This window comes from Veillonella parvula (genome assembly GCF_032550495.1).
In the GTDB taxonomy this organism is placed as follows: domain Bacteria; phylum Bacillota; class Negativicutes; order Veillonellales; family Veillonellaceae; genus Veillonella; species Veillonella parvula_G.
In genome coordinates, this window is record NZ_JAWFZJ010000003.1 from 180125 (window position 1) to 203625 (window position 23501).

At 38.8% G+C, this 23501-nt stretch carries 22 protein-coding genes; 17 read left to right on the plus strand and 5 right to left on the minus strand.

The genetic code is table 11. The features are described 5' to 3' along the window. Nucleotides 1-166 precede the first annotated feature (166 nt). The 7 genes from E6X37_RS07215 (at nt 167) to E6X37_RS07245 (ending at nt 5865) form a co-directional block, all read left to right on the plus strand. Nucleotides 167-535, plus strand: coding sequence for a succinylarginine dihydrolase (locus tag E6X37_RS07215; protein ID WP_282004069.1), 369 nt, complete (start codon nt 167-169; stop codon nt 533-535). Between the two features lie 109 nt (nt 536-644). Next, nucleotides 645-989: a zinc ribbon domain-containing protein YjdM gene (locus E6X37_RS07220; protein WP_021148732.1), complete on the plus strand. Its 345-nt coding sequence runs from the start codon at nt 645-647 to the stop codon at nt 987-989. A gap of 100 nt (nt 990-1089) precedes the next feature. Beyond that, the gene (locus E6X37_RS07225; protein WP_021148731.1) at nt 1090-1485 is read left to right on the plus strand and encodes a hypothetical protein; all 396 of its coding nucleotides are present in this window, start codon (nt 1090-1092) and stop codon (nt 1483-1485) included. Between the two features lie 10 nt (nt 1486-1495). After that, the gene (locus tag E6X37_RS07230) at nt 1496-2008 is read left to right on the plus strand and encodes a phosphatidylglycerophosphatase A family protein (RefSeq protein ID WP_287508048.1); all 513 of its coding nucleotides are present in this window, start codon (nt 1496-1498) and stop codon (nt 2006-2008) included. A gap of 213 nt (nt 2009-2221) precedes the next feature. Beyond that, nucleotides 2222-2761 (plus strand): cysteine hydrolase family protein, encoded by a 540-nt coding sequence (locus E6X37_RS07235; RefSeq protein WP_287508050.1) that lies wholly within the window; start codon nt 2222-2224, stop codon nt 2759-2761. 359 nt (nt 2762-3120) lie between these two features. Then, nucleotides 3121-3750 carry a superoxide dismutase gene (locus E6X37_RS07240; RefSeq protein WP_004698210.1) on the plus strand — a complete coding sequence of 210 codons (630 nt, stop codon included), beginning with the start codon at nt 3121-3123 and terminating at the stop codon, nt 3748-3750. Between the two features lie 471 nt (nt 3751-4221). Continuing rightward, the gene (locus E6X37_RS07245; protein WP_287531297.1) at nt 4222-5865 is read left to right on the plus strand and encodes a DUF438 domain-containing protein; all 1644 of its coding nucleotides are present in this window, start codon (nt 4222-4224) and stop codon (nt 5863-5865) included. Between the two features lie 309 nt (nt 5866-6174). On the opposite strand, the gene E6X37_RS07250 is transcribed toward E6X37_RS07245, so the two are convergent. Further along, complete coding sequence (locus E6X37_RS07250) at nt 6175-7362, minus strand: MalY/PatB family protein (RefSeq protein ID WP_287521231.1); 1188 nt, start codon at nt 7360-7362, stop codon at nt 6175-6177. Between the two features lie 508 nt (nt 7363-7870). On the opposite strand from E6X37_RS07250, the gene E6X37_RS07255 reads away from it, so the two are divergent. Both E6X37_RS07255 and E6X37_RS07260 read left to right on the plus strand, forming a co-directional pair. Then, entirely contained in the window at nt 7871-9223 is a 1353-nt protein-coding gene (locus tag E6X37_RS07255; RefSeq protein ID WP_195213355.1) for an NAD(P)-dependent oxidoreductase, read from the plus strand. A 469-nt stretch (nt 9224-9692) separates the two neighbouring features. Further along, on the plus strand, nt 9693-9968 hold the full coding sequence (locus E6X37_RS07260; RefSeq protein ID WP_316581189.1) for a helix-turn-helix domain-containing protein: 276 nt from the start codon (nt 9693-9695) through the stop codon (nt 9966-9968). Here E6X37_RS07260 and E6X37_RS07265 read toward each other — a convergent pair. Next, nucleotides 9946-10623, minus strand: coding sequence for a lactate utilization protein (locus E6X37_RS07265; protein ID WP_004698255.1), 678 nt, complete (start codon nt 10621-10623; stop codon nt 9946-9948). The genes E6X37_RS07260 and E6X37_RS07265 overlap by 23 nt on opposite strands. A 382-nt stretch (nt 10624-11005) precedes the next feature. Between E6X37_RS07265 and pta the strand changes: the two genes are divergently transcribed. From pta to E6X37_RS07280, 3 genes are all read left to right on the plus strand, one after another. Further along, the gene (pta, locus tag E6X37_RS07270; RefSeq protein WP_316581190.1) at nt 11006-12004 is read left to right on the plus strand and encodes a phosphate acetyltransferase; all 999 of its coding nucleotides are present in this window, start codon (nt 11006-11008) and stop codon (nt 12002-12004) included. A 305-nt stretch (nt 12005-12309) separates the two neighbouring features. Next, nucleotides 12310-13113, plus strand: a complete 804-nt coding sequence (locus tag E6X37_RS07275; protein WP_004698146.1) for a hypothetical protein — start codon at nt 12310-12312, stop codon at nt 13111-13113. Between the two features lie 18 nt (nt 13114-13131). Further along, on the plus strand, nt 13132-13677 hold the full coding sequence (locus E6X37_RS07280) for a glutathione peroxidase (protein WP_004698203.1): 546 nt from the start codon (nt 13132-13134) through the stop codon (nt 13675-13677). A gap of 144 nt (nt 13678-13821) precedes the next feature. On the opposite strand, the gene ygiD is transcribed toward E6X37_RS07280, so the two are convergent. Beyond that, complete coding sequence (ygiD, locus tag E6X37_RS07285) at nt 13822-14604, minus strand: 4,5-DOPA-extradiol-dioxygenase (RefSeq protein ID WP_004698227.1); 783 nt, start codon at nt 14602-14604, stop codon at nt 13822-13824. A gap of 282 nt (nt 14605-14886) precedes the next feature. Between ygiD and E6X37_RS07290 the strand changes: the two genes are divergently transcribed. The 4 genes from E6X37_RS07290 to E6X37_RS07305 all read left to right on the plus strand — a co-directional run bounded on the left by E6X37_RS07290 (nt 14887) and on the right by E6X37_RS07305 (nt 18663). Next, nucleotides 14887-15174 carry a winged helix-turn-helix transcriptional regulator gene (locus tag E6X37_RS07290; protein WP_287542008.1) on the plus strand — a complete coding sequence of 96 codons (288 nt, stop codon included), beginning with the start codon at nt 14887-14889 and terminating at the stop codon, nt 15172-15174. A gap of 145 nt (nt 15175-15319) precedes the next feature. Continuing rightward, complete coding sequence (locus tag E6X37_RS07295) at nt 15320-16021, plus strand: MBL fold metallo-hydrolase (RefSeq protein WP_316581191.1); 702 nt, start codon at nt 15320-15322, stop codon at nt 16019-16021. Between the two features lie 96 nt (nt 16022-16117). Further along, nucleotides 16118-17353, plus strand: a complete 1236-nt coding sequence (locus E6X37_RS07300; protein ID WP_004694645.1) for a DUF445 family protein — start codon at nt 16118-16120, stop codon at nt 17351-17353. After that, nucleotides 17350-18663 carry a DUF445 domain-containing protein gene (locus tag E6X37_RS07305; RefSeq protein WP_316689710.1) on the plus strand — a complete coding sequence of 438 codons (1314 nt, stop codon included), beginning with the start codon at nt 17350-17352 and terminating at the stop codon, nt 18661-18663. The genes E6X37_RS07300 and E6X37_RS07305 overlap by 4 nt, the downstream gene beginning before the upstream one ends. Nucleotides 18664-18832: 169 nt before the next feature. On the opposite strand, the gene E6X37_RS07310 is transcribed toward E6X37_RS07305, so the two are convergent. Together E6X37_RS07310 and E6X37_RS07315 are read right to left on the minus strand one after the other, a co-directional pair. Further along, complete coding sequence (locus tag E6X37_RS07310) at nt 18833-20245, minus strand: sensor histidine kinase (protein WP_316689711.1); 1413 nt, start codon at nt 20243-20245, stop codon at nt 18833-18835. After that, the gene (locus E6X37_RS07315; RefSeq protein ID WP_004698139.1) at nt 20223-20897 is read right to left on the minus strand and encodes a response regulator transcription factor; all 675 of its coding nucleotides are present in this window, start codon (nt 20895-20897) and stop codon (nt 20223-20225) included. Before E6X37_RS07315 ends, E6X37_RS07310 begins: the two co-directional genes overlap by 23 nt. A gap of 885 nt (nt 20898-21782) precedes the next feature. Between E6X37_RS07315 and E6X37_RS07320 the strand changes: the two genes are divergently transcribed. Continuing rightward, nucleotides 21783-23501, plus strand: coding sequence for an FAD-binding protein (locus E6X37_RS07320; RefSeq protein ID WP_316584201.1), 1719 nt, complete (start codon nt 21783-21785; stop codon nt 23499-23501).

Below are 23501 nucleotides of genomic sequence, written 5' to 3' on the forward strand. Positions count from 1 at the left end.
TGAATTTGATAAACCTAACGTGTCTAAGTATTGCCGTACTTAGTCTTAAACGTTAGGTTTATTTTTTTTCCTAACTCACGTTAGTTGGCTTTTTTGTTAGAAGATACCTTTATAGAAATTATTATGTTGTGAGTTGTGTATAGTGTATTGTAATTGGTGAAAGTTTATGATTAGAGTTTTATGTCTATTTTTACTATTAGTTGTTTTGAGTCCTATTAATGCATTTGCTGATGATTTAGAACTATATGACGGTGTACCTTCTTCATTTTTTGGTAAAATACAAGAACAGGTATATATTCCTCCAGAAGTCATGAAAAAGATGGGCAATGGAATGTATAGAGTTCAGTTGATTATAAATACGGATGCTCAAGGAAATGTTATTTCTGTTGAATTAAATCCTTATCAGCATCTATCTAATGACACGGTATATTTTGAATTAGTTCAGACTGCTAAAAATATAGTATGGAATGTAGGTAATATTGGTGTTGAGAAAGCGACAACTGTAATGGTGAATTTTGAATTTGGCTTACAATAGTGTTTGGGAATGCTTAAATGTATCATCATGGAACCATCTATAAGACTTTTATAATCATAGTTATCATATGGTATAATACTTTCATTATGTAGTGAAAAAGGAGATCTAAATGGCAAATTTACCTAACTGCCCTAAGTGTGGCGATGAGTACACATACGAAGACGGCCATATGTTTATCTGCCCTATGTGTGGCAACGAATGGACAGCGGCTGATGCACAAGCTGCAGCTGAAGCGGGTATCATTCGCGATGCTAATGGCAACGAGCTTGATGATGGCGATACAGTTGTTGTTGTAAAAGACCTCAAAGTAAAAGGTGCGGGCGTATTAAAACAAGGTACGCGCGTAAAAAATATTCGCCTCATCACCGATGCAAGCGACGGTCACGATATCGATTGTAAAATTGATGGCTTCGGTGCGATGGCATTGAAATCTGAAATGGTTAAGAAAATCTAATCTAAGGAATCCCTACCGATAAAAATTCGGTAGGGATTTTTTCGTGGTATAATCAACTTATAATGCATATAGTAAGAGAGTTTTTAGATGAGAGGAAACTATGGTTAACCGTGTTATTTTATTGGCCTTATTAGTATCTATGATGAGTCCTATTAGTTCTCTAGCTGCAGATTTAAAGCCTGCGGACAAGCGTAATTATGAATTGCAACAACAGATTTCTTATAACGTGATCATTCCACCAGAGGCTTTTGAAACGAGTGCAGATGGAACATTGATTGTTCCTATAGAGATTAAGACGGACGATAAGGGCAATATTGTAGCTGTTGAAGCAGGTCCTAATAATTGGAAACTAGATCGTGAAGCGTACCCAATTTTTGAGGAGGCTGCTAAAGAGGCGGCTTGGAATACTAAGCATGTTGATACTGATGAAGCGCTCGTTGTAACGATTCCCGTTAGTATTGTCATGTTATCTGATAATAATCTAAAGAAAGGATAAAGGAGGACTTATGGAGGATACAAAAGACTTAGAGAGATATACTTACGAGCTTCTCGCTGAACGGGGTGTCACATTAGAGGACATTGCAGAGCTTGTTTTTTATGTACAAAAACCATATATGCCGAATTTAAAACTTGAAGAGTGTAGAGATAGCGTGGCGTCTGTACTATCTAAACGGGAGGTACATAATGCAATTATTACGGGCATAGAGCTTGATAAGTTGACAGAGCAAAATAAATTATCTCAGCCATTGCAACGTATTGTTGCTAATGATGAAAGCCTATATGGTATTGATGAAATTTTAGCTTTTTCCATCGTTAATTTGTATGGATCTATTGGCTTTACAAATTATGGATATTTAGACAAGGTGAAGCCAGGTATTATCAAAAAACTAGATAGCGAAGAAGGGGGACGCTGTAATACATTCCTTGATGATTTAGTAGGTGCTGTAGCGGCAGCAGCGGCAGGGAAACTAGCACATAATGAACCAAATCGGGTTCGACATGCTATAGTAGAAGAATAGAAGTCCGTCATATATCTACTTGTCGATAAAGTATGAGGTGGGTTTCGATGACTCATTGATAACACTTTCACAACAATTTGATGACACTTTCACAACAACTTGATAACAATTTATAGAGTTGGTAGATACTATTGATGTTATAAAGAATAAAGAGTATAAATAATATTGATTGGAAATAAGTACTTTGTTTTGTAGCTATATACAGGAGGAGCTATGCAAAAGGTTCTGGTAGTAATCGATATGCAAAATGATTTTGTAGATGGTGCACTTGGTTCATCGCAAGCACAGTTAATCGTAGATAATGTGCGTAAGAAAATTGAAAGCTTTGATGGCCCTATTATCTTTACTCGCGATACACATGATAGGGATTACTTGGAGCGTCAAGAAGGGAAACTTTTACCAGTGCCTCACTGCGTTAAAAATACCGAGGGCTGGCATATTGTGGATGGCTTGATTGAGGCTGCAGAAGGTCGATCAATTATGAGTCCTGTATCCTTTGTAGATAAACCAAACTTTGCCTCTTTTGAGTTGCTTACACGGTTAGAGGGCATGGATAGGGTAAATCCTATTGAGTCTATTACGCTCATCGGCTTATGTACAGATATTTGCGTTGTGTCCAATGCGATTATGCTGAAAGCAGGCTTGCCAGAGATTCCTATTCATATTGATTCGAGTTGCTGTGCTGGTGTAACAGAGGAGTCCCATCAAGCGGCATTAACAACGATGAAAATGTGTCAGTGTATCATTGACTAACTTGTGAATCAAATTTATATAAAACTATATGTGATTGCTGATCAAAAGTCATATAACAATTAACTAATTAAAGGCTGTAGGAGTTCCTATGGCCTTTTATGTTAGTCTTTTATATTGACGTTTTTCTATATAATGTGTACAATTAGATAAAGAATGATAATTCATATCAATTTGTTAGCTAAAATATTATATCCTAACTTCTGGTTACGTTAGGATAATCAGTCTCTTCTTGAAGTATATATGCTATGCTAGTAGATTGATTCTATATTACCGATGCAGGTGCATCGAATCGCTTTCACAAGAACGATGATACGAAATAGTTAGCATTGTTCTATGCCCTAAATTTAAGGAGGACTACTATGAAACCTTTCGAACTCGCACCATTACCGTATGCGTATGATTACCTTGAACCTGTTATCGATACTGAAACAATGAAATTGCATCATGACAAGCATCATCAAGCCTATGTTAATAATTTAAACGCTGCTATCGCAAAATACCCTGATCTTCCGTATGGCTGTGTAGACTGTATTCTCGGCGATATTGCTAATGTGCCTGAAGATATCCGTCAAGCAGTTATCAACAATGGTGGCGGTCACAAGAACCACACCATGTTCTGGGACATCATGACAAAACCAGATACTTCTAAATTGCAAGGTCCTTTGAAAGAGGCTATCGATGCTGAACTTGGTGGCTACGATGCTTTTGTTGAAAGCTTCTCTACTGCGGCAGCTACACGTTTTGGCTCTGGTTGGGCTTGGCTTGTAGTTAACAAAGATGGCAAGCTAGAAGTGACATCCTCTGCGAACCAAGATAATCCTTTATTGGAAGGTAAAAAAGCAATTCTATGCTTAGATGTTTGGGAACATGCATACTATTTGCACTACCAAAACCGTCGCCCAGACTATATCAAGGAATTCTTCCGAGTTATTAATTGGGACAAAGTTTCTGAAAACTACGAAAAAGCATTGAAACCACATCATGATTAAGTGGTACACTTGTTAGAAACAGAAACAGAAACAGAAACAGAAACAGAAACAGAAACAGTAACAGTAACAGTAACAGTAACAGTAACAGTAACAGTAATAGACAAGTAATTTAAATATATAACGGATAGTTGATGTGTCTCCCTTCATGTATGAGGTGGGATGGATAATCATCTATCCGTTATTTTTATCTTTTTTTACTGTTTTCGAGCGTATAAGCGTATAATTTATTTTATTGGTAAAGAGTTACTATTGGTAAAGCGTTACATGACATTTTGAAAATTTTTGAATTACTTTCAAAAGTATTGCCACGGATACAGATTTTCTAATCGATATCGTTTATCATAGATTCATAGGTCATTATATATAGACCTTTTACAGTAAATAGATAGCCTTATATGCGAGATTTTTACGTATAGGGGCTCATTAATATTAGTAAGTATTTTATAAAGGTTTTGACATGAGGGGCTCAAAATGGAAAAGAAATTAGATCTATCCAAATCTGTATATGATTTGGTAAAAGAATATCCTGAAGTAGCAGATATTATGAAAGAATTAGGGTTCAGCGAAATCACAAACAAGGTGATGTTGAACTCTGTTGGTAAAATCATGACCATCCCGAAAGGGGCGAAGATGAAAGGCGTATCCATGATCGATATCGTGGGCGCTTTCATGAAAGCTGGCTTTACCTTAGAAGGTGAAATGCCAAATCTATCTGGTGATGATGCGGAAGCTGCGAGTCATCCTGGCGTGGCACCTACTGCAGCGGCTACAAAGTCTAATGTTACGGACGCATCTACTAACGTAGCATCTAGCACTGTTGCAGCAAATGCAGTAGAAAGCAGTGTACCAGTATCTACTACAGCGCCAGCTAACACTGACGAGAATTTCGGAGCTAAGGCTGAAGATACAGTTCAAGATAGCGAACGCGTAGAGCAGCTCAAAGGTTTCTTGAAACGTTTAGGTACAGGTGAAGACCTTGGTGCCGTTCGTGAAGACTTTGCTAGTCAATTCGCCCATGTTGAGGCTAGTGAAATCATGAAAGCTGAACAAGGCCTTATGCGTGAAGGTACACCGTTAGCTGAGGTTCAACAATTATGTGACCTTCACTCCGCATTGTTCCACGGTTCTACTATCCATGAACAAATGGAGTCTGAACACGCTAAGGTTGAGGCCGTACTAGAAGCACAAGAAAAAAGTCAAAGCGTAGTAACGCTAGTCGAAACAGTAGGACATCCACTCAATCGATTAACAGAAGAAAACAAGGCTCTCGATGCATTGATTGAAGCTACAAAGGTTAAGGTGGCCGATAAAACTGCTACGGTAGATGATGTGAACGAAGTGCGCCAAGTGTCTATTCACTACGCTAAGAAGGGCGACCTTTTATATCCTCATTTGAAAGTAGCCTATGATATCTCTGGTCCATCCATGGTTATGTGGACTGTTGATGACGATATTCGCGATGGCTTTGGTCGTCTAGCTCGTGCTAAGTCTATTGATGATGCTTGGTACGAAGAGTTTGATGGTCTTCTCACACGTGCTCAAGAAATGATCTATAAAGAACAAAATATTTTGTTCCCAATCTGTGCAGAAAACTTCAGCACTGAAGAGTGGTACCAAATCTACAAAGATACAGCACAGTATGAAGAAATCTTTGGGGTAAAACGCACTGTTTGGACAGAGGCTGAAGCCGCATTAGCTACACAAATAACAAAAGCAAGTGGCGATGATAATACCATTGCTCTAATAGGTGGTAGCTTAACTGTGGATCAATTAAATGCCATGCTTAATACAATGCCAATGGAAGTAACCTTCGTTGACCACGAAGACATTAACCGTTACTTCAACGATGGTGAAAAGGTCTTTAAACGCCCTACTACAGCTATCGGTCGCGATGTATACTCTTGCCATCCTCCAAAGATAGAGCCTATCGTACGCGGTATTATTGAATCCTTCCGCAAAGGGGAACGCGATAATGTGGCGGTATGGCTTGAAAAGGTAGGTCGTCCATTCTATGTAAACTATATGGCGGTGCGCGACCAAAATAACAACTACCTTGGCACATTAGAATTAGTGCAAGACATGCAATTTGCAAAAGACCATTTCAAACGTTCTTAGTAAATTTTATTTTAAATATCTCTACTAAAGATTATCTTAAACATTCTTAGTAAAAGGCTATTTAAATATCCCTGCTAAAAGGCTTTTCAAACGTTCCGAATAATCGATTATTTCAAATACTCCTGATAAATAATTGCTTTAATACTCCTAATAAAGGCTTTAGATGTCGTTAATAGTAACGTATGATTAGCTAAAAGTAGGTTTAAATATAATAAGAGGCAGTCACAGACGTTTTATAAACAGCTGTGACTGCCTCTTTTGATTATATAGTGATATTGAAAGTTAACTATTATTTTAGGTTTGAAATATTTAAATATTTTGTAGGATAGCATCCGTAGCAATTTTGATGTTCTCAAGGCTTGTGGCCAAGTTCAAGCGCACAAAGGTTGCGTAGCTTCCACCACCAAACCATTCACCAAAGCTTGGTGCAATACCGCATTTATTTTCAAAGAAATCATGCATTTCCTCTGGTTTAAGATAAGCGCTAAAATCGATCCAAGCCAAATAGGTGCCGTCCATAGGGCTAATGCGAAGTTCAGGCAAGGTGGCAAGTAGTTTATTGCACATATAATCATAGTTTTCTTTCACTACATTGAGTAGGTCTGTTAGCCATGCTTCTGCTTCTGGATGCGTGTAGGCAGCTGTGATGGCTGCCTCGGCAAGGACGTCCGAATCTGTATGGTATACAAGGGATTTAAAGACGTTGTAATGATTCCGCAGCTCTTCGTTAGGGATAATGACCTCTGCGTGATGAAGGCTAGCCATATTGAACGATTTTGACAACGAGGACATGGCGATGAGCTTGTCTGTATACGCTCCGTTAGACACAGTTAATGCAGATGTAAATGGTGTAAGTCCCGTGATGAGGTCCTGATGGATTTCATCACTAATGATGAGTACCCCGTGACGCTTACAAATGCTAAATAGCTGATCCATCTCATCTTCGATCCATACATGGCCCACCGGATTATGCGGATTACAGTGAATGAATAACTTAACATCGTGTTTGACGATAGCCGCTTCAAAGGCCGCGTAATCAACAGCATAGCGGTTATCTTCGTTGTGTGTCATGGGAACGGCGATGATTTGCCGCTTCGCATCGCTGGCGCTACTGTCGAATGCGCCGTACACAGGGCTTAACACTGCGATGGCATCGTTTGTTTTTGTGAAAGCTGCTATGCACCACATAATGCCCGTAATGACATTAGGTGCGCTGGTGAGCCAACTACCATCAATTATGCAACGATGGCGGCGCTTATACCAACTAATGACAGCCTTTAGATAATCGGGATTTGTCATGGTATAGCCTAAAGTATTGGCTTTCACATAGGTACAAATAGCCTCTTGTATGCACCGAGGCGGCATAAAATCCATATCTGCTACCCATAGAGGCAATAAGTCGGTGCGATTAAATTTTAAATGCTGCCCGTCCCATTTTCGGGAATGAGATCCTCGGCGGTCAATATAGTATTTTTCGGTAAACTCTGCTGTGTTCATGGGGAACCTCGCATTAGTCATAATTCAGAATAGATTTGGCTGTGGTTAGCGTGTAAAAGTCGTAAATCTCTATTCATATTATATCAGTATATGTATCAAGTTATATGTAAATATTAACATTAATATAGTTTAATCTTGCATATAATATTAAAACAATTATGTTATTAATTACATAATTGCTTTGTAAAGGTAGTGCTAAATTTAGAACTTAACACATCACTATGGAAAGGGGTGGCTCATCTCTTTTTCTATGCAATCCTTGCAAGTATAGGGGCTATATTCGTATACAAAACCTGCTAGATTTGCTTGACTGTTGGGACTTTCACATTTTAGAATATACTATAGAATAGTGTGAGTCTGACCAGTGACCACACGTCTATCGAATGGTTACAAAAGATAAATGTTAGCAGCATGTGGCGGCATCCCTATGTGAGAGGGCTCATCGGAATGCTTAGGTGCATGCAAGGCTGTAAGTATAGTACTGGATCCTTGTTAGGAGGCATGTGCCATGAGTAACGAATTAAAACCACTACATTTTGATGCGGATTATACGATGGAGGAAGCGCTCGCCGAGGCGAAACGTTGTCTGAATTGTCCGAAACCATTGTGTAAAATGGGTTGTCCTATTGAGAACGAAATTCCTCGTTTCATTCAAGCCATCGCACGCGGTAACTTTGGTGAGGCCAATGATATTTTGGCGGAACGCACAAACTTACCATCCATCTGTGGTCGCGTATGCCCACGTGAAAATCAATGTGAAGGCAACTGTATCATGAATAAGGCGAAAAAACCGCCTATTAATATCGGTAAATTGGAACGCTTTGCTGCTGATTTTGAAAGCATCAATGAACTTCGCAAACCTAAGAAAATCAAACAAGATCTTGGTAAGGTTGCTGTCGTAGGTTCCGGCCCTGCAGGCTTGTCCGTAGCCGGTGATATAGCTAAACTTGGTTATGATGTAACTGTATTTGAAGGCCAATCTGAACCAGGTGGGGTACTCTTATTCGGTATTCCAGAATTCCGTTTGTCTAAAGCCGTTGTACGTCGTGAAATCGCTCGTCTTGAAGGCTTAGGCGTTAAATTCGTATGCAATACATTTATCGGTCAAGATAAAACTTTGGATGATCTCTTTGCTGAAGGTTTTGACTCTATCTTTATCGGTACTGGTACGCATATTCCTCAAGAAGTGCGCATGGAAAACGATGAAGTGCATGGCGTATTCCAAGCAATGTATTTGTTGACGAATGTACAATTGGTAGAAAATGGCGAGCTTGATGAAGAACAAATTCCTGTTAAAAAAGGCGATCGCGTAATTATCATCGGTGGTGGTAACGTAGCGATGGATGCAGCTCGTACATGCGTGCGTTTAGGTTGTAAAGCGGTAACTGTAGCATACCGCCGTAGCCAAGAGCAAATGCCAGCTTTGTTATCTGAATACGAAGAAGCGCGCGCTGAAGGTGTTCAATTCCAATGGTTCGCTTCTCCAGTAGGCGTAGAAGGTAAAGATAAGGTAGAAGGCTTTAAATACGAAGTGATGGCACTTAACGAAGATGGTGCAGGTATCCACGGCACTGGTAACTTCCAAGTAATGCCTGTAGATAAAATCATTATCGCTGCAGGTCATAAACCAAATGCTCGTCTTGTTGGGGAAGGTAATAACCTACAAGTAGACGAAAAAGGTTACATCATTACTGCAGAAGATCCTTATGGCATGACTAACCGTAAAGGCGTATTTGCAGGCGGTGACGTTGTACATAAACCAGCTACTGTAGTATTAGCGATGCGTGAAGCTAAAAAAGCTGTTGATGGCATGGTTAAATACATGGAAATCAAAAAAGCACAAGAAAGCATTACTCAATAATCTTATATAAATACATAGAAAGGACTATACAGTTGAACCGTATAGTCCTTTTGTATTGTTAATAGACTTATTATTTCTCAATGTATGTTAACAATATTGCGTATTTACTATACATCGTATAGTCTTCTTGTAGTATTAATAGAACTAGGTGATTTTATAAATCAAGTATATGCATAATGTATGAATGCTGTATAGAAATGGTAATATATAGATAATACCTGTATTTTTTGATTTATTCACTGTATTTTTAATGATAATAATTTTTATATATACTAAAATTCCACGAAATGATGAAATCCTACGAAACGTAATCTACATAGTAAAAAGCCTTAACTAAACTAATTTAGACATTAGTTTTTGTTAAGGCTTTTGTGTTATTGCATTTCAACTACTACTAGGCACTGACTGAGCCTAGCCGTATAGTAAAGGCATAAGTATGTGTTGAGGGAGAAAGTAGATAGAGGTTGGCATGAATCCTATCGTATGTTGTCAAGACTTACAAGTTCGACAAGAAATTCATAAACTTGGCGTATTGATTTTACTTTGGCGCAGACAATTGGGAATGACTCAATATCAATTGGCAGATAAATCGGGTTTAGCCCAATCTTATATTAGTGACCTTGAAAGTGGTGCCGTAGATCCTCGGTGGTCTACAATTTATAGAGTCATATATGGACTTGGAGAAATGAACATACAAGATTTTTTGAATGGACCGCAAACAATTAGAAGCCTAAAGATTCATTAATGATGATGACTTCCATGGTTTGCATATTGCGCATCTTTTTATAGTAAATCGTTAATGCATTGCATATACGATCTGGAGAACCACAGTCATAGCATTTTTCTTCTAATCTAGAACATGGATTGAGAGAGCTCTTTTTGTTCTTTTTGCTATTGAGCGGAGCGGCCACATTCCGTGCACGATAGATGGCGGAAGCTAAATCTGGTGTGATTTTGTTGATGCCTAGCACAAAAAATACCTCTTGAGAGCCAAAGAGTGAGGCGGCAACACGATTACCCGTACCATCGATATTGACCATTTCCCCCGTTTGAGCAAGAGCATTTACAGAGGTGAGAAATACATCACGTCCCATGGTGCGCAATGCGGTGTCGCGGAAGCTTTCACCAGGAAGGGGACGTTGAATATCTGTTATATCATCGTTGACCTGGGCTAAGACATCATGAACCTTGAGCTCCAATAAGGTGTGAGAATCACCGATGGCTACACGTTTATTTTGAATACGACCTTTTAAATAGGAAATAGCTTCTGCGCCTGTTTCAAAATAATGAACTACAAATTTATTTCGCTCCAAGGCTTTAATCGTTTTCTCTATGTCTATAGGCGTTTCGTTATTTTCTGGATTTATAACGGCGTTGATTGTTGTCTCAGTATTTGCCATAAGCCCTCCTAAATGGGTGTATAAGGAATATAAATTGGCATTTGGCTATCCGTATTTTGTTTCTATTATTGTAGCGTGTATGTGTAAAGAGTTCAATTATTGGTATGTAGTTCGTAGATAAAACTTATTTGAGGCGTTAGGTTTTAAATTAAAAAATTAGGAATCTAATCCAATCTTATATTTAAAATGATAAAAAGTTGGAATGAAATCCAAGTTGATAATTAAAATTGAGAAAAGTTGGAATGAGTTTCAACTTTCACAAAAAGAGTATAATACTAGGAATGATATGTTAAGAAATAATTTTTACTTTTACCAATAGGTTGAATTTGCTATAATAATAGTATTGATATGGCGTAATGCCAATGTTAAGGAGGCAAAAATCGTGGATTTAATTCAAAATTTGAAAAACCAAGTAAAACCATTAGGTAAAAAAATCGTATTGCCAGAGTACCAAGATGAACGTGTTTTGGTAGCTACTGAAATCATTTTAAAAGAAGGTTTCTGCACACCTGTATTAGTAGGTAATCCTGCTGAAATCGCTGAAGCGGCTAAAGCTGCTGGCGTTTCTATCGAAGGCGCTGAAATCATCGATCCTGCTAACTACGATCGTTACCAAGAAATGGTTGATACATTCGTAGAATTGCGCGCTAAAAAAGGTATGACTCCTGAAAAAGCTGACGCAACTATGAAAGGCGACTGCTTATTCTTCGGCGCTATGCTTGTTCGTCTTGGCGCAGTAGATGGCATGGTTGCTGGTTCTGCTACTCCAACTGCATCTGTATTGCGCGCTGCATTACAAGTTGTAGGTACTAAACCAGGTCTTAAAACTGTATCCTCCACAATGGTTATGTTCACAGATAAAAAAGAATATGGCGATGATGGCATGCTCATCTTCTCCGACTGCGGCGTATTGCCTAACCCAACTAGCGAACAATTAGCTGATATTGCAGAATCCACTGTAGAAAAAGCTCGCAAAGTTGTTGGCATGGCTGATCCTCGCGTATCCATGTTGTCCTTCTCCACTAAAGGTTCCGCTTCCACTCCAGAAGTAGACAAAGTAGTTGAAGCTGTTAACATCTTGAAAGAACGTAATGTGGACTTCAAATTCGACGGCGAATTACAATTGGACGCTTCCATCGTTCCTTCCGTAGCAGAAAAGAAAGCTCCTGGTTCTCATGTAGCTGGTAAAGCTAACATCTTGATTTTCCCTGATCTTCAATCTGCTAATATTGGTTACAAATTGGTTCAACGCTTCGCTGGAGCTGACGCTATTGGTCCATTGATTCAAGGTTTGGCTAAACCTATCCATGACCTTTCTCGCGGTTGCTCCGCTCAAGACGTTGTAGATGTTGCGGCTATCGCTGCTGTTGAAAGCATCTAATTTCCATAATAACTTCATTTGAACGATTCAATGAAATATAAAAAGCTGATTCTTCGGAATCAGCTTTTTTGTTTTATACAGATATTGTTTGATATCTTTTGTAAATATATTGGTGAAAGCATATAGTGTTTGTAAGTTAATTTAGAACATAGAGAGTCAGAAAAATATAGTAGTTGTTTACATTTATATAGAAGGTGTATGATTAAGTTAAGAATATTTAATTAATATATTTAATCAATGTTTGAGTAAATGCACTTGATATGTACAAGTGTAGTTGTGTTTAGAGTCGTGAAAAGGAGAGGGCTATGATTTCTGTATTCGACACAAATCCCATTATTTTTGAAAGTGATGATCGTACCTTAACGATTAGTTACAATGGTGTACTTTGTAAAGATGCAAATGGGCAGGTTGTAACCGACATTAATTTTGAAGATGTAAATGAGCTTCATCTCACAAGATATTTAAATTCAAACTCTAATTATACGATTGTGTTTAGAGACCACAATTGGAAAAATATTGAAGGCCAAGATTTAGATACTGACCGTACAGATTGTAATGGTGGTCATAATATTCGTGAAACCAAAGCAATCATTGCTGCCTTTGCTCGCCATAAATTGACAGCGGACTTCCCTGCAAATTTAGACACGCTTCAATTACCATTGGATTATTCCATTATGGGTAAACGAGAAATTACCATTAAAAATGGCGTTATCTCTAATGGCAAGGTAGATATTCCTATTAAAGATATCCGTCGCGTAGTATGTGCATCTAATGGCACGATTAGCAAGCTTTTAGTATACAAGGAAGAAAAACCTAGCTCTTTCTTTAAAAAAATTTTTGATTCTCCTGATATGAAAATCACATTGAATGCAATCACATTACCTTTGTTGGAGGCTATCGTAACGCGCAATACAGGCCATGGTATTGATTTTACCCGCGGTAACGGTTTTGACCAAAAGGATTCCAACTATATTATTATCCGCTATCTTGACTCTGGTTACTTCCTTGATAAAGATGGTACAGCCCCTACAGAATGGCAGGAAACAGCCTCTGAAACAACGGCGGCCTTTGATTATGATATTCGTTATAAATATAATAGCGATTATTAATATAAGTTAGGAGATAGTATGTCTGTTTATCAATTTTCTCTGCCTACAAAGTCTGGTGAGTTACAATCATTGAAAGATTTTGAAGGCAAGGTTCTTATCATTGTTAATACGGCCAGTAAATGTGGTTTTACACATCAATATGAAGCCTTAGAGGCTTTATATAAGCAATATAAGGAGCAAGGCTTAGAAATTATCGCCGTTCCTTCCAATCAATTTGGAGAAGAAGAACCTGGTTCAAATAGCGAAATTCAATCGTTTTGTAAATTAAATTACGGTGTGACCTTTACGGTTATGGGAAAGGCAGATGTGCGCGATGAAAGTGCATTAGATCTTTTCAAATACATGATTCGAGAACATCCATTCCAAGGCTTCCCAGCTAGTGATAAGACGGAAATGCTTACGGATTATCTTAATGGTATTGACCCTAATTATCTAAATGATGATGAAGTAAAGTGGAATTTTACTAAATTTGTTGTAGATCGTAAAGGTAATGTAGTGGGCCGTTTTGAGCCTGTTGTAAGCCCAGAGGAAATGGAAGCTTTCATTAAAGAATTACTAGTGTAGTTTATATTCCTGAGGTGAGTACAGGCTGCACTTAATCAATTTAAATCAAATATTGAAAAATAATAGACATATAAAAACTGCTTGTACCATAGGTACAAGCAGTTTTTGTGTGTATAGATTTATATAGTATTAGTGTGTAAGTTATTATTCTGCATCCTCAAAGATAAAGCCTGTCATGGATAGGGAGCCTAAATTATAAGTTTGATTAAATACAGTCGGTTTTGCACTTTCACTCGCACCCATAATATAAATTAATGGCAGATAGTGATCTGGTGTAGGTGCTGCATAGCTAGCCTGAGGATGTCGAGTGTAATTAACAATAGCATCTATATCGTTTTCTAAGACTGCCTTAGAAATGTATTGGTCAAACTCAATTGTGGCGGAGGTGCCGGATGGACTGTCCCATTCTATGCGTCTTAGATTATGAACGATATTACCGCTACCCATAATAAGATAGCCTTCATCGCGTAATGACTGAAGTTTTGTTCCTAGTTGATAGGCTTCTTTTGGGCTCAGGTGTTTGTTGATAGATAGTTGGACAACTGGAATTGATGCATCAGGGAACATGTGAACTAACACGGTCCACATGCCGTGATCGATGCCCCAAGTGTCATTTATAGAAACGGAGTTACCCAGTAATTTTTGTACTTCTTTCGTTAAATTGCTGTCACCCTTTGCAGGATATACAACTTCGTAGAGTTCTTGAGGGAATCCATACATATCGTAAATTTGTTTTGGATTCTCTGCACTTTGAATATAGGTGCCATCTGCATACCAATGGGCGGAGATGGCAAGTATGGCTTTTGGTTTGCCATACTTGTTGATTATATTTTGTCCTATACTTGTAAAAGTATTTGTTGTTTCTGTATGTTCTAAGGCCATCATGGGACTGCCATGGCCTACGAATAATGTTGGCATGCGTTTCATAATATCACCTACTGTTTATAAATATAAAAATTAATATTTGTTTAAAGGTATTGATTTAATTATAAGCGAGGGCTATTGGTTGCAGTCAATAGCCCTCGGTGTCTTTATATACGTTGTTTTGTATTGGGAGGATGAGTGTTGCATATAGAGACATGAAAATAGATTGAGATATTAGTTTTGCACTGCCGTAAAACGTTGGCGACCTGCGTTACCATTGGCACCGATTACTAAAATATTCATGATCTAGTTGGCAGATGTCCTTTTGCAACGAGCCAAAAGTTATTGGCTGGCAAATGGTCTTTGTTGATTATGCATGAGTTGTCTGAAGGTCCTGTGCGCTTTCGTGAGTTAGAGCGTCGTCTACATCCCATTACGCAAGCTACATTGACAAGAGCGTTGCGTCAAATGGAGGATGATGGACTTGTACATCGTGAAGTATACGGTACCATTCCACCAAAGGTTGAATATAGACTTACCGAAGTGGGGGCAGGTTTTAAGACTGTTTTAGTATCCCTTGAAAACTGGGGTAACCAATATATCGACTATATGAAAGCCGCTGGTCGCATCTAAGAAATGCCAGCGGCATTTCTTTTCAGTTTTTGCTACTATTAAATTGTATTAGTCCTTGTTATATCTAAGCGTAGGTACAAAAAATATGGTATAATAAAAAATACGAATGATATAAATTCTCAATAAATGAGAGGTATTGATAATAATGTTGAATGTAACTTTTTTAGCTCATAGCGGCTTCCTCGTAGATGACGGTAAGCGTTGCTATGTGTTTGATTATTATAAGGATCCTAATAATATTGTTTGGCAATTGGCAAAACGAGGCCGTGAGCTTTGGTTCTTTGTGACACATACTCATGGGGACCACTTTAATCCGTCCATTACAGAATTTGATGGTCCTCAAACTCGCTATATTTGCCATCAAGATGTGCCATTAGAAGGCAAGGTAAAGAAATGTATTACCATGCGTCCTGGCCAAGATGCGACATTAGATGATGTAGGCATCCATATGTATGGCAGCACCGATGAAGGCGGTTCTTTTTACGTAAAGACAAATACGGCCAATATCGACTCTGACTCTATCTTCCATGCAGGCGACCTTAATTGGTGGCATTGGCTTGGCGATACGCCAGAAAACAATGCGGATGCAAAGCGTATGGCTTGGCGTGAGTTCAAGGAATTAGACGGCTTATCCGTAGATGTAGCGATGTTCCCAGTAGACAATCGTTTGGAAGACGCTATGGAGTGGGGTAGTATTGAGTTTTTGCGCCGTGTACAGGTGAATAAAGCCTTTATTCCAATGCATTTAAATGGTCCATTATGGGCACCGTCTGTATACTTTAAAGCTCTCTTTGGGGAGGTGCCGATTTGGGAACCTCAAAAAGATGGCGATGAGGCTACTTTTTAGATTGTAGATATAATTTGTGAAAGTCCGTAGGCCTCGAGGTCACTACGTTATATAGGGATAGTCTATATGCGTAATTGAGTAAGTTAGGATCAAGTGATGATGAAAACCAAACCAGTGGCAACCACCCTATTGGTTGTCATGGCTATTATATTTTTAATTTCATATCCGCAACGACATGATACATTTTGGGCCTTTATCATGCATATCTCTGGAGCAGCTATGATAGGTGGCCTCGCGGATTGGTATGCAGTAACGGCTCTCTTTACGAAGCCTTTAGGCATTCCTTTCAAAACGGCAATCTTGCCGCGCAGTAAGGAACGATTAATTCAGATAGGCCGCACTATGCTCAGCGAAGAGCTATTGCGCGTGCCACAGATGTATTATGCTATCAAAAAAGAACGCGTTATGGTCCGTATCGTTGAATACGGCATGAGCGATGTGGGACAAGTTCAAATTCGAAATCTCTTGTACGGTGTGGGCAATCAAGTTTTATCTCATATGGATATTGAACCGATGCGCCAAGAGATTAATAAGGCCATTTATAAGGGGGTTACAAACTGGAAAGCAACACCCCTTGTTATTCTCTTTGGTCGTTGTATGCTAGAACGTCACACAGCAAGCGTGTTTTGGCTTTATTTTAACCGCACATGTCAGCGTGTTATCGCATCAAATCAGGTATACCCGTATTTGTATCGCGTCATGCTAGACATTATGAAAACTTATACAAAGGATTCTTTCTTTCGCGAATTGGCTATCGCCTTTGGTGGAGATGGACTTTCACCAGAACGATTGGTAGAAACGGTACAGAAAAAAGCCGTTCAATTCTTGAAGGAAAATGAATCTATTGACTCTGCATTGGGGCGCTATGTATGGGGCCAAGCCATTCGCTTTTTCAATAATTTGGAAACTAATACAGAGTGGCAAGCTTTCATCGAAGAACATAAAAATCAGTGGATTAGAATGGTTCTTGAAGAATGGGAAGGCAAACTTATCGATGGGGATACATTGGACTGGAAACGCCTCATGGACATCGTTATGGAGCGCTTTAATGTGCTTGGCACCGAAATTTTATTGAATCCAGACAAGCAGGCGCCGTTTGAGCGGTTCTTCTTGCTGCGTAGTATTCCGTGGTTGCAGAAGTTGAATCCGCTCATCGACAGTGTGGTAGGTCAGGAATTATCTCGTTACTCGCCTGATGAAATCACTCAAATTGTTCGCGGCAAAATGTACTATGACCTTCAAATGGTGCGTATTAATGGTTCCCTTATAGGCGCTGTCCTTGGCGGCATCTTATACGGTTTGACCATCATTGTAGAGGGGGTGCTCAAATGATTAGTTATTTGAAATCCCTTACCTTGAAACAGCGTGCTAATGGCATTCTTGGTTTGACTGCCGTATTGTACTGTTTTGCTTTTGTAGGACAATTTTTCTTTGGCTATGAAAGTTGGTATCAACCGTTGTACTGGGCTGTTCAATCTGCCCTCATCGGCAGTGTGGCTGACTGGTTTGCTGTAACGGCTTTATTTCGCAAGCCACTAGGCTTCCCATATCATACAGCGCTAATTCCTCGCAATAAAGATCGCCTTATTAATGGTGTCATTAAACTTGTAGAGACGAAGATGCTTACCAAGGAGCGTTGTAAGGTATTATTGAAAAATGTGCAATTTGTGCCATTGTTTGAAAAGTTCTTGTTGTCTCCTGAGGGGCAGAGAGCAGCGCGCCTTGTGATTCATCAAGGACTACACCTTTTATGGAAATCTCAAACTAATGAAGAATGGGCACAATGGGGGGCAAAACGCATTCGCGGATTGCTTCAACAACATTCTCTCGTGCCTGTTTTGAAACACGTATTACTCGATTTATGCGAGCATAATCGCTATGAAAGTATGGTTGTGCAAGTTTTAAACGTGATTCAAGAACGGATTAATCATCCGGCCATGGTTACCTGGCTTACCGCTGTCGTAGCAGAAGAGGCACATAAGAAAAAGCGAAAAGGCTTCTGGTCTGATTTCCTTATTTCTATGTCCGAAGCTACCGATGTAGTAAACTATCAAGAAATGGCAGAGGCTATTGTCCAAGAGGCCTATGCTATGCTGGAAAGCTGGAAACGACCCAATAGCCCTGAACGAACAGCTTGGTTGCGACAATGGGTAGAACCAATTCGTAATATTGAAGAGAACCATGAAGTCTGCGATGCTCTTGATGAAGCGTGGGAACGTTGGATTCGCGAACAAGATTGGGAATCTGTTATCGAAAACCATTTATGCCCTTATATAGAAGAACTATTGCTCGTAGGGGATGAAAATGGAGAGACTCCGGCTCAGGTTTTAGTTAATATTGCTCTTGAATTATGGAATGTATACGGTCAATCAGAAGATCTTAGAAATCGTATTGAAAAAACCTTACACGATATTGGCGACTACGTACTTGAACAAGGGTATGACCTCATTGAAACTATCATACGTCAAGTATTAGGTGGCCTCAGTACAGATAAATTTATTTACTTTATTGAATCTAAGGTGGAGGATGATCTCAGCTGGATTCGTATTAATGGCGCTATTGTTGGTGCTGTAGCGGGTCTACTTGTATGGACCTTCCTAGAATATGTATATATACCGTTTTGGCAACAATTTGTAGGCTAAAGTTAATTATCTGTAATAAGTTGCTTTAAAACTAAATACATAAAAACTAGCATATAGAAGGAGCTTCTATATGCTAGTTTTTTATGGTTTAATTAATTTCTACATTATGGACTTTTGGGATTAAAATCAATATAGAAAAGGGACTGACCAATGGTCAGTCCCTTTTATGTTATTCTTCCGTTGTGTTGTACGGCAATCGCACTGTAAATGTAGTCTTTACTTGTGGTTCACTCGTGGCCGTTACTGTGCCATGGTGTAAGTTAATAACTTTATTTACAAAGTATAGACCTAGACCTATACCGTGATTAGATTTTTTGTTTCGCGATTGTTCCGTCTGATACATACGATCCCAAATATGATCCAGGGCTTCAGGTTCGATGCCAATACCATTATCTGTTACGGTAATGACTAAGTCTCTGCCTACGAGTTTAGCCGAAATATCAATAGTAGAGTTTGTAAACTTAATGGCATTGTCCACTAGGTTTGTGATAGCTCGACGTAATGATACTTCGTGAGCATTCATATGTAAATTAGGCTCAATGTGAGATGTAATCGTAATCTGTTTATCTGTATTTTCTGTACAAAGTCTTGTATAGTCGTGCACCATATTGGATAACATCAATGATACATTGACAGGTGCAAAGCTTAGACCTTGTGCATTTTCAAGGCGGGCTACATCAAGCAGTTGGCTTACAAGATTAGTCATGAATTTAGCTTGCTCTAAGATATGTGTTAAACCTTCCCGTAAATCTGCTTCCGTACGACCGTATTTTAAAGCAAATTCACTTTCTGCTTTAATAACAGCAATTGGTGTTCTCAATTCATGAGATACGTCAGAACTAAACTGTCTTTCACGATTGGAAGAATCCTCAAGACCTGAAATCATACGGTTAAACGTTGTGGTCAGTTCGTAGATTTCATCTCTTGCCGTGCGAGCAGGAATGTCGATACGACGGCTCAAATCGTTGTTTTTACCGATGACTTTAGCTGTTTTCGTCAAAGTTCGGACGGGCTTAAGTCCTTTTTTGATGAAAAGATAACCACCTAGGGAGGAAATTAGTAAGAAAATGATATTTCCTAATAATAGGCTGTATAAAAGGTTTTCCGTCTTTTTAGAGGCTGTTTTTACTTTTGTAACAGCACGCAAAATACCACGATAGTTTGGTTCATTGACCGGCGTATCGTAGTAGTAGAAGGTATCATCACCTGCAGCAATTTCACCAACTTGTCCTAAGGAAAGAATTGTTTGGTTTGGAAACCCATCTGGCAAGGCCCCTTTAATAATATAGCCGTCTTGAGTTGATACAAAGAAGAATGTATTATCTTGGTACGGTTTAAATTTGCGGATATCCGTAGCCATAATCATCGCTTGCTGCTGTAAGCGCTCGCGCACTTCTTTGTTATCGGATTCATGTGTATATGCGTAAATCCATGCGGATGCAACCATCAAAATGATAAGCAAAAAGATGGTATACCACGACATAATTTTAAAGGTTAGGGGCAGCCGATTAAATAAATCGGCTGCCCCAGACATGGTATCTAGATCTCGGTGAGGATCATTAGTTTTCTGTTTTGAGGACATACCCTACTCCACGAACCGTTTGAATGAGTTTTACATTTTCATCAGTATCAATTTTCTTACGCAAATCTTTAATGTATACGTCGATAAGGTTAGAGTAGCTTTCATAATCGTATTCCCAAACATGGTCAAGGATTTGTTGACGAGATAATACGATATTTTCGTTACTTGCTAAATAGAATAATAGGTCAAATTCTTTTGCAGTCAATGTAATTGTTTCGCCGTCGCGTTTAACTGTACGTTGAGGAACATTGATGGTAAGTGGACCTACATGGATATCGTTTTGTGCATGACGCGCATTACGACGAGCCAATGCATAAATACGAGCAGTTAACTCTTCAAGATCGAAAGGTTTTACAAGGTAATCATCCGCGCCAGTGTTAAGGCCTGTAACTTTATCTTGTAAGGAATCTTTTGCTGTTAAAAGCAATACCGGTGTTGTATTACCGTCGTTACGCATTTGTGCAAGAGCACTGATACCATCGAGGATTGGCATCATAATATCCATTACGATAACGTCATAGCTGGATGTGTTAACGTAATCGATCGCTTGTTGTCCGTTGAAGCATGTATCAACTGTCATATTCTCTGCACGTAAATATTTAGCCGTGATACCATTCAGCATTTCTTCGTCTTCTACAAGTAAAATTTTCATTCTCTGTTCTCCTTATGTATGATTTAAAAATATAGCTCTCCAACTACATTAATTATAGTCATTATATATATATAAACTTCCTTTTTTTGAAAGCTACAACACCATATAAGGTGACTATATATATAATATTATATAACTTATTTATCTATTATCATACCTTATACAATAGTAATGAGCAAAAGATGAATGTACATGCGAGTTTACAAGACTTTTCTTCATCTTTAAAAGCCTTAAAAATGGTGAAAGACAGAAACTTAATGAATTCTGCTAATGAATAAAATCTAACTATATCGAAGATTGCCGTATGCGCATAGATGAGGATGATTTTATCGATTTTAGATGATGTGCGATAAATCACTAAAAAAACTTATGATAATTATTATCACAGGAATAAATACTTGTTATGAGCGGAGAAAAACGATAATTTTCGATGATTAAATTCGAGGTAAATTTAGTAGGAATTTAATGGATATTAATTATTAGGAATGGTTAGCAATAATTAAAAAGCTAGTGTTTATGCGAATTCTATAGATACCAAAGGAAATAAAAACATAGAAAAATTTCGGAACCGAACTACTTTCGTAAAATCCTTAACTTCTTGTAAAAATTATTCATATAGGTATTTTTTTGACTCCTCTTTTTACCTTAAAAATACTAAGTGAAATAAATTATCAATTAGATTAATCAAAATTAATTATGCATAATAGGGTTTAGACATGACCTGAAATGCTCTCTATAATTATAGGTAAAGAAATAAGAAAAATCGCATAAGTATGGGGTTTTTCTTGAAAGAAAAATGATTAGGTTATCAAAAATTTTTATAAGTTTTTGAAATGAGATAGTCTAACAGGTTTCTTATTAATAGGTAGTTATGAGGAGGTCATTATGGAACAGTTTGATGTTCTAGTAGTAGGTAGCGGTGGCGCCGGCATGCGTGCGGCTCTTGAAGTAGGTCGTCGCAAAGGCTTAAAAGTAGCTCTTATTACTAAAATTTTCCCAACTCGCTCTGCAACAGCAATGGCGCAAGGCGGTGTAAATGCATGTTTGAACAACGTTGCAGCTGAAGATACAGTTGAAACTCATACTTTCGATACTGTAAAAGGCTCTGACTATCTTGGCGACCAAGATGCAATCGAATTCTTCTGCTCTCGTTGCCCAGAAGGCGTACTTGAAATGGACCACATGGGTGCTCCATTCTCCCGTACTGAAGAGAATAAAATTGCGCAACGTAACTTCGGTGGTCAATCCTATCCACGTACTTGCTACTCTGCAGATAAAACTGGTCATGTTATTTTGCACACAACTTACGAACAATGCTTGAAAGAAGGCGTACACTTCTTACAAGAATGGTACCTTTTAGATCTTGTTAAAGACGCAAATGGTCACGTTGGTGGCGCAGTTGTGTGGAACATGAAAGAAGGTAAAGTAGAGCAAATTAAAGCAAAAGCAATTATCTTGTCTACTGGTGGTGCAGGTCGTATTTTCTGGACTCGTACTACAAACCCATTCCTTTCCACAGGTGATGGCATGGCAGCAGCATTCCGCGCTGGTAATGGCTTAAAAGATATGGAAATGATCCAATTCCATCCAACAGGTCTTGGTCGTACTGGTATCTTGATGTCTGAAGCGGTTCGTGGTGAAGGTGGTTACCTTCTTAATGCTGAAGGCGAACGTTTCATGAAAAAATATGCGCCTAATAAAATGGAATTGGCATCCCGTGACGTTGTAGCGAAAGCCATCGAAGATGAAATCGCTGCAGGTCGTGGTTTCGGTTCTGGTCTTAACGCATACGTAGTAGCTGACCTTCGTCACTTAGGTCCTGAAGTTATTATTGAAAAACTTCATGGTATCCGTGACTTGGCTATGACTTTCGAACATTGCGATCCATTGACTCAACCGGTACCTATTCGTCCAACATGTCACTATACAATGGGTGGTATCGACGTAGTTGACTACAAAACTTGTGCATGTGAAGTGCCTGGTTTGTTCGCTTCTGGCGAAGCATCTTGTATCTCCATCCACGGTGCGAACCGCTTGGGTGGTAACTCCTTGGCAGACGGCGTAGTATTCGGTAAAGTATCCGGTGCTGGCGCAGCTGATTATGCTGAAACACATGAACAACCTAACGTAGATGCGGAACTTGCTGCAGCTGCAAAAGCTTGGGAAGCTCGTTTCACAGAAGTAACATCCCGTGAAGGCGGTCGTCCGGTTGTAGAAATTCGCGATGCATTGGCTGATGCAATGTGGAATAAAGTAGGTATCTTCCGTAATGAAGAAGGTATTACTGAAGCCTTAAAAGAAATCGAACAATTGATTGAAGATTATAAAACTTGCTATGTAGGTGACCCTGAACGTACTTACAACATGGCATTCGTAAACTATTGTGAAATTGGCTCCATGTTAACAGTAGCAAAAGCTATTGCTATGGGCGCTTTACACCGCCGTGAATCTCGTGGTGCTCATATTCGTGAAGACCATCCTAAACGTAATGATGAAAGATACTTAAAACATTCCTTGATCAAATTAGGTGCTGACGGTCAATACGAATTAACAGAACGCGATGTAGTGTTCACTAAATACGAACCACAAGAAAGGAAGTACTAA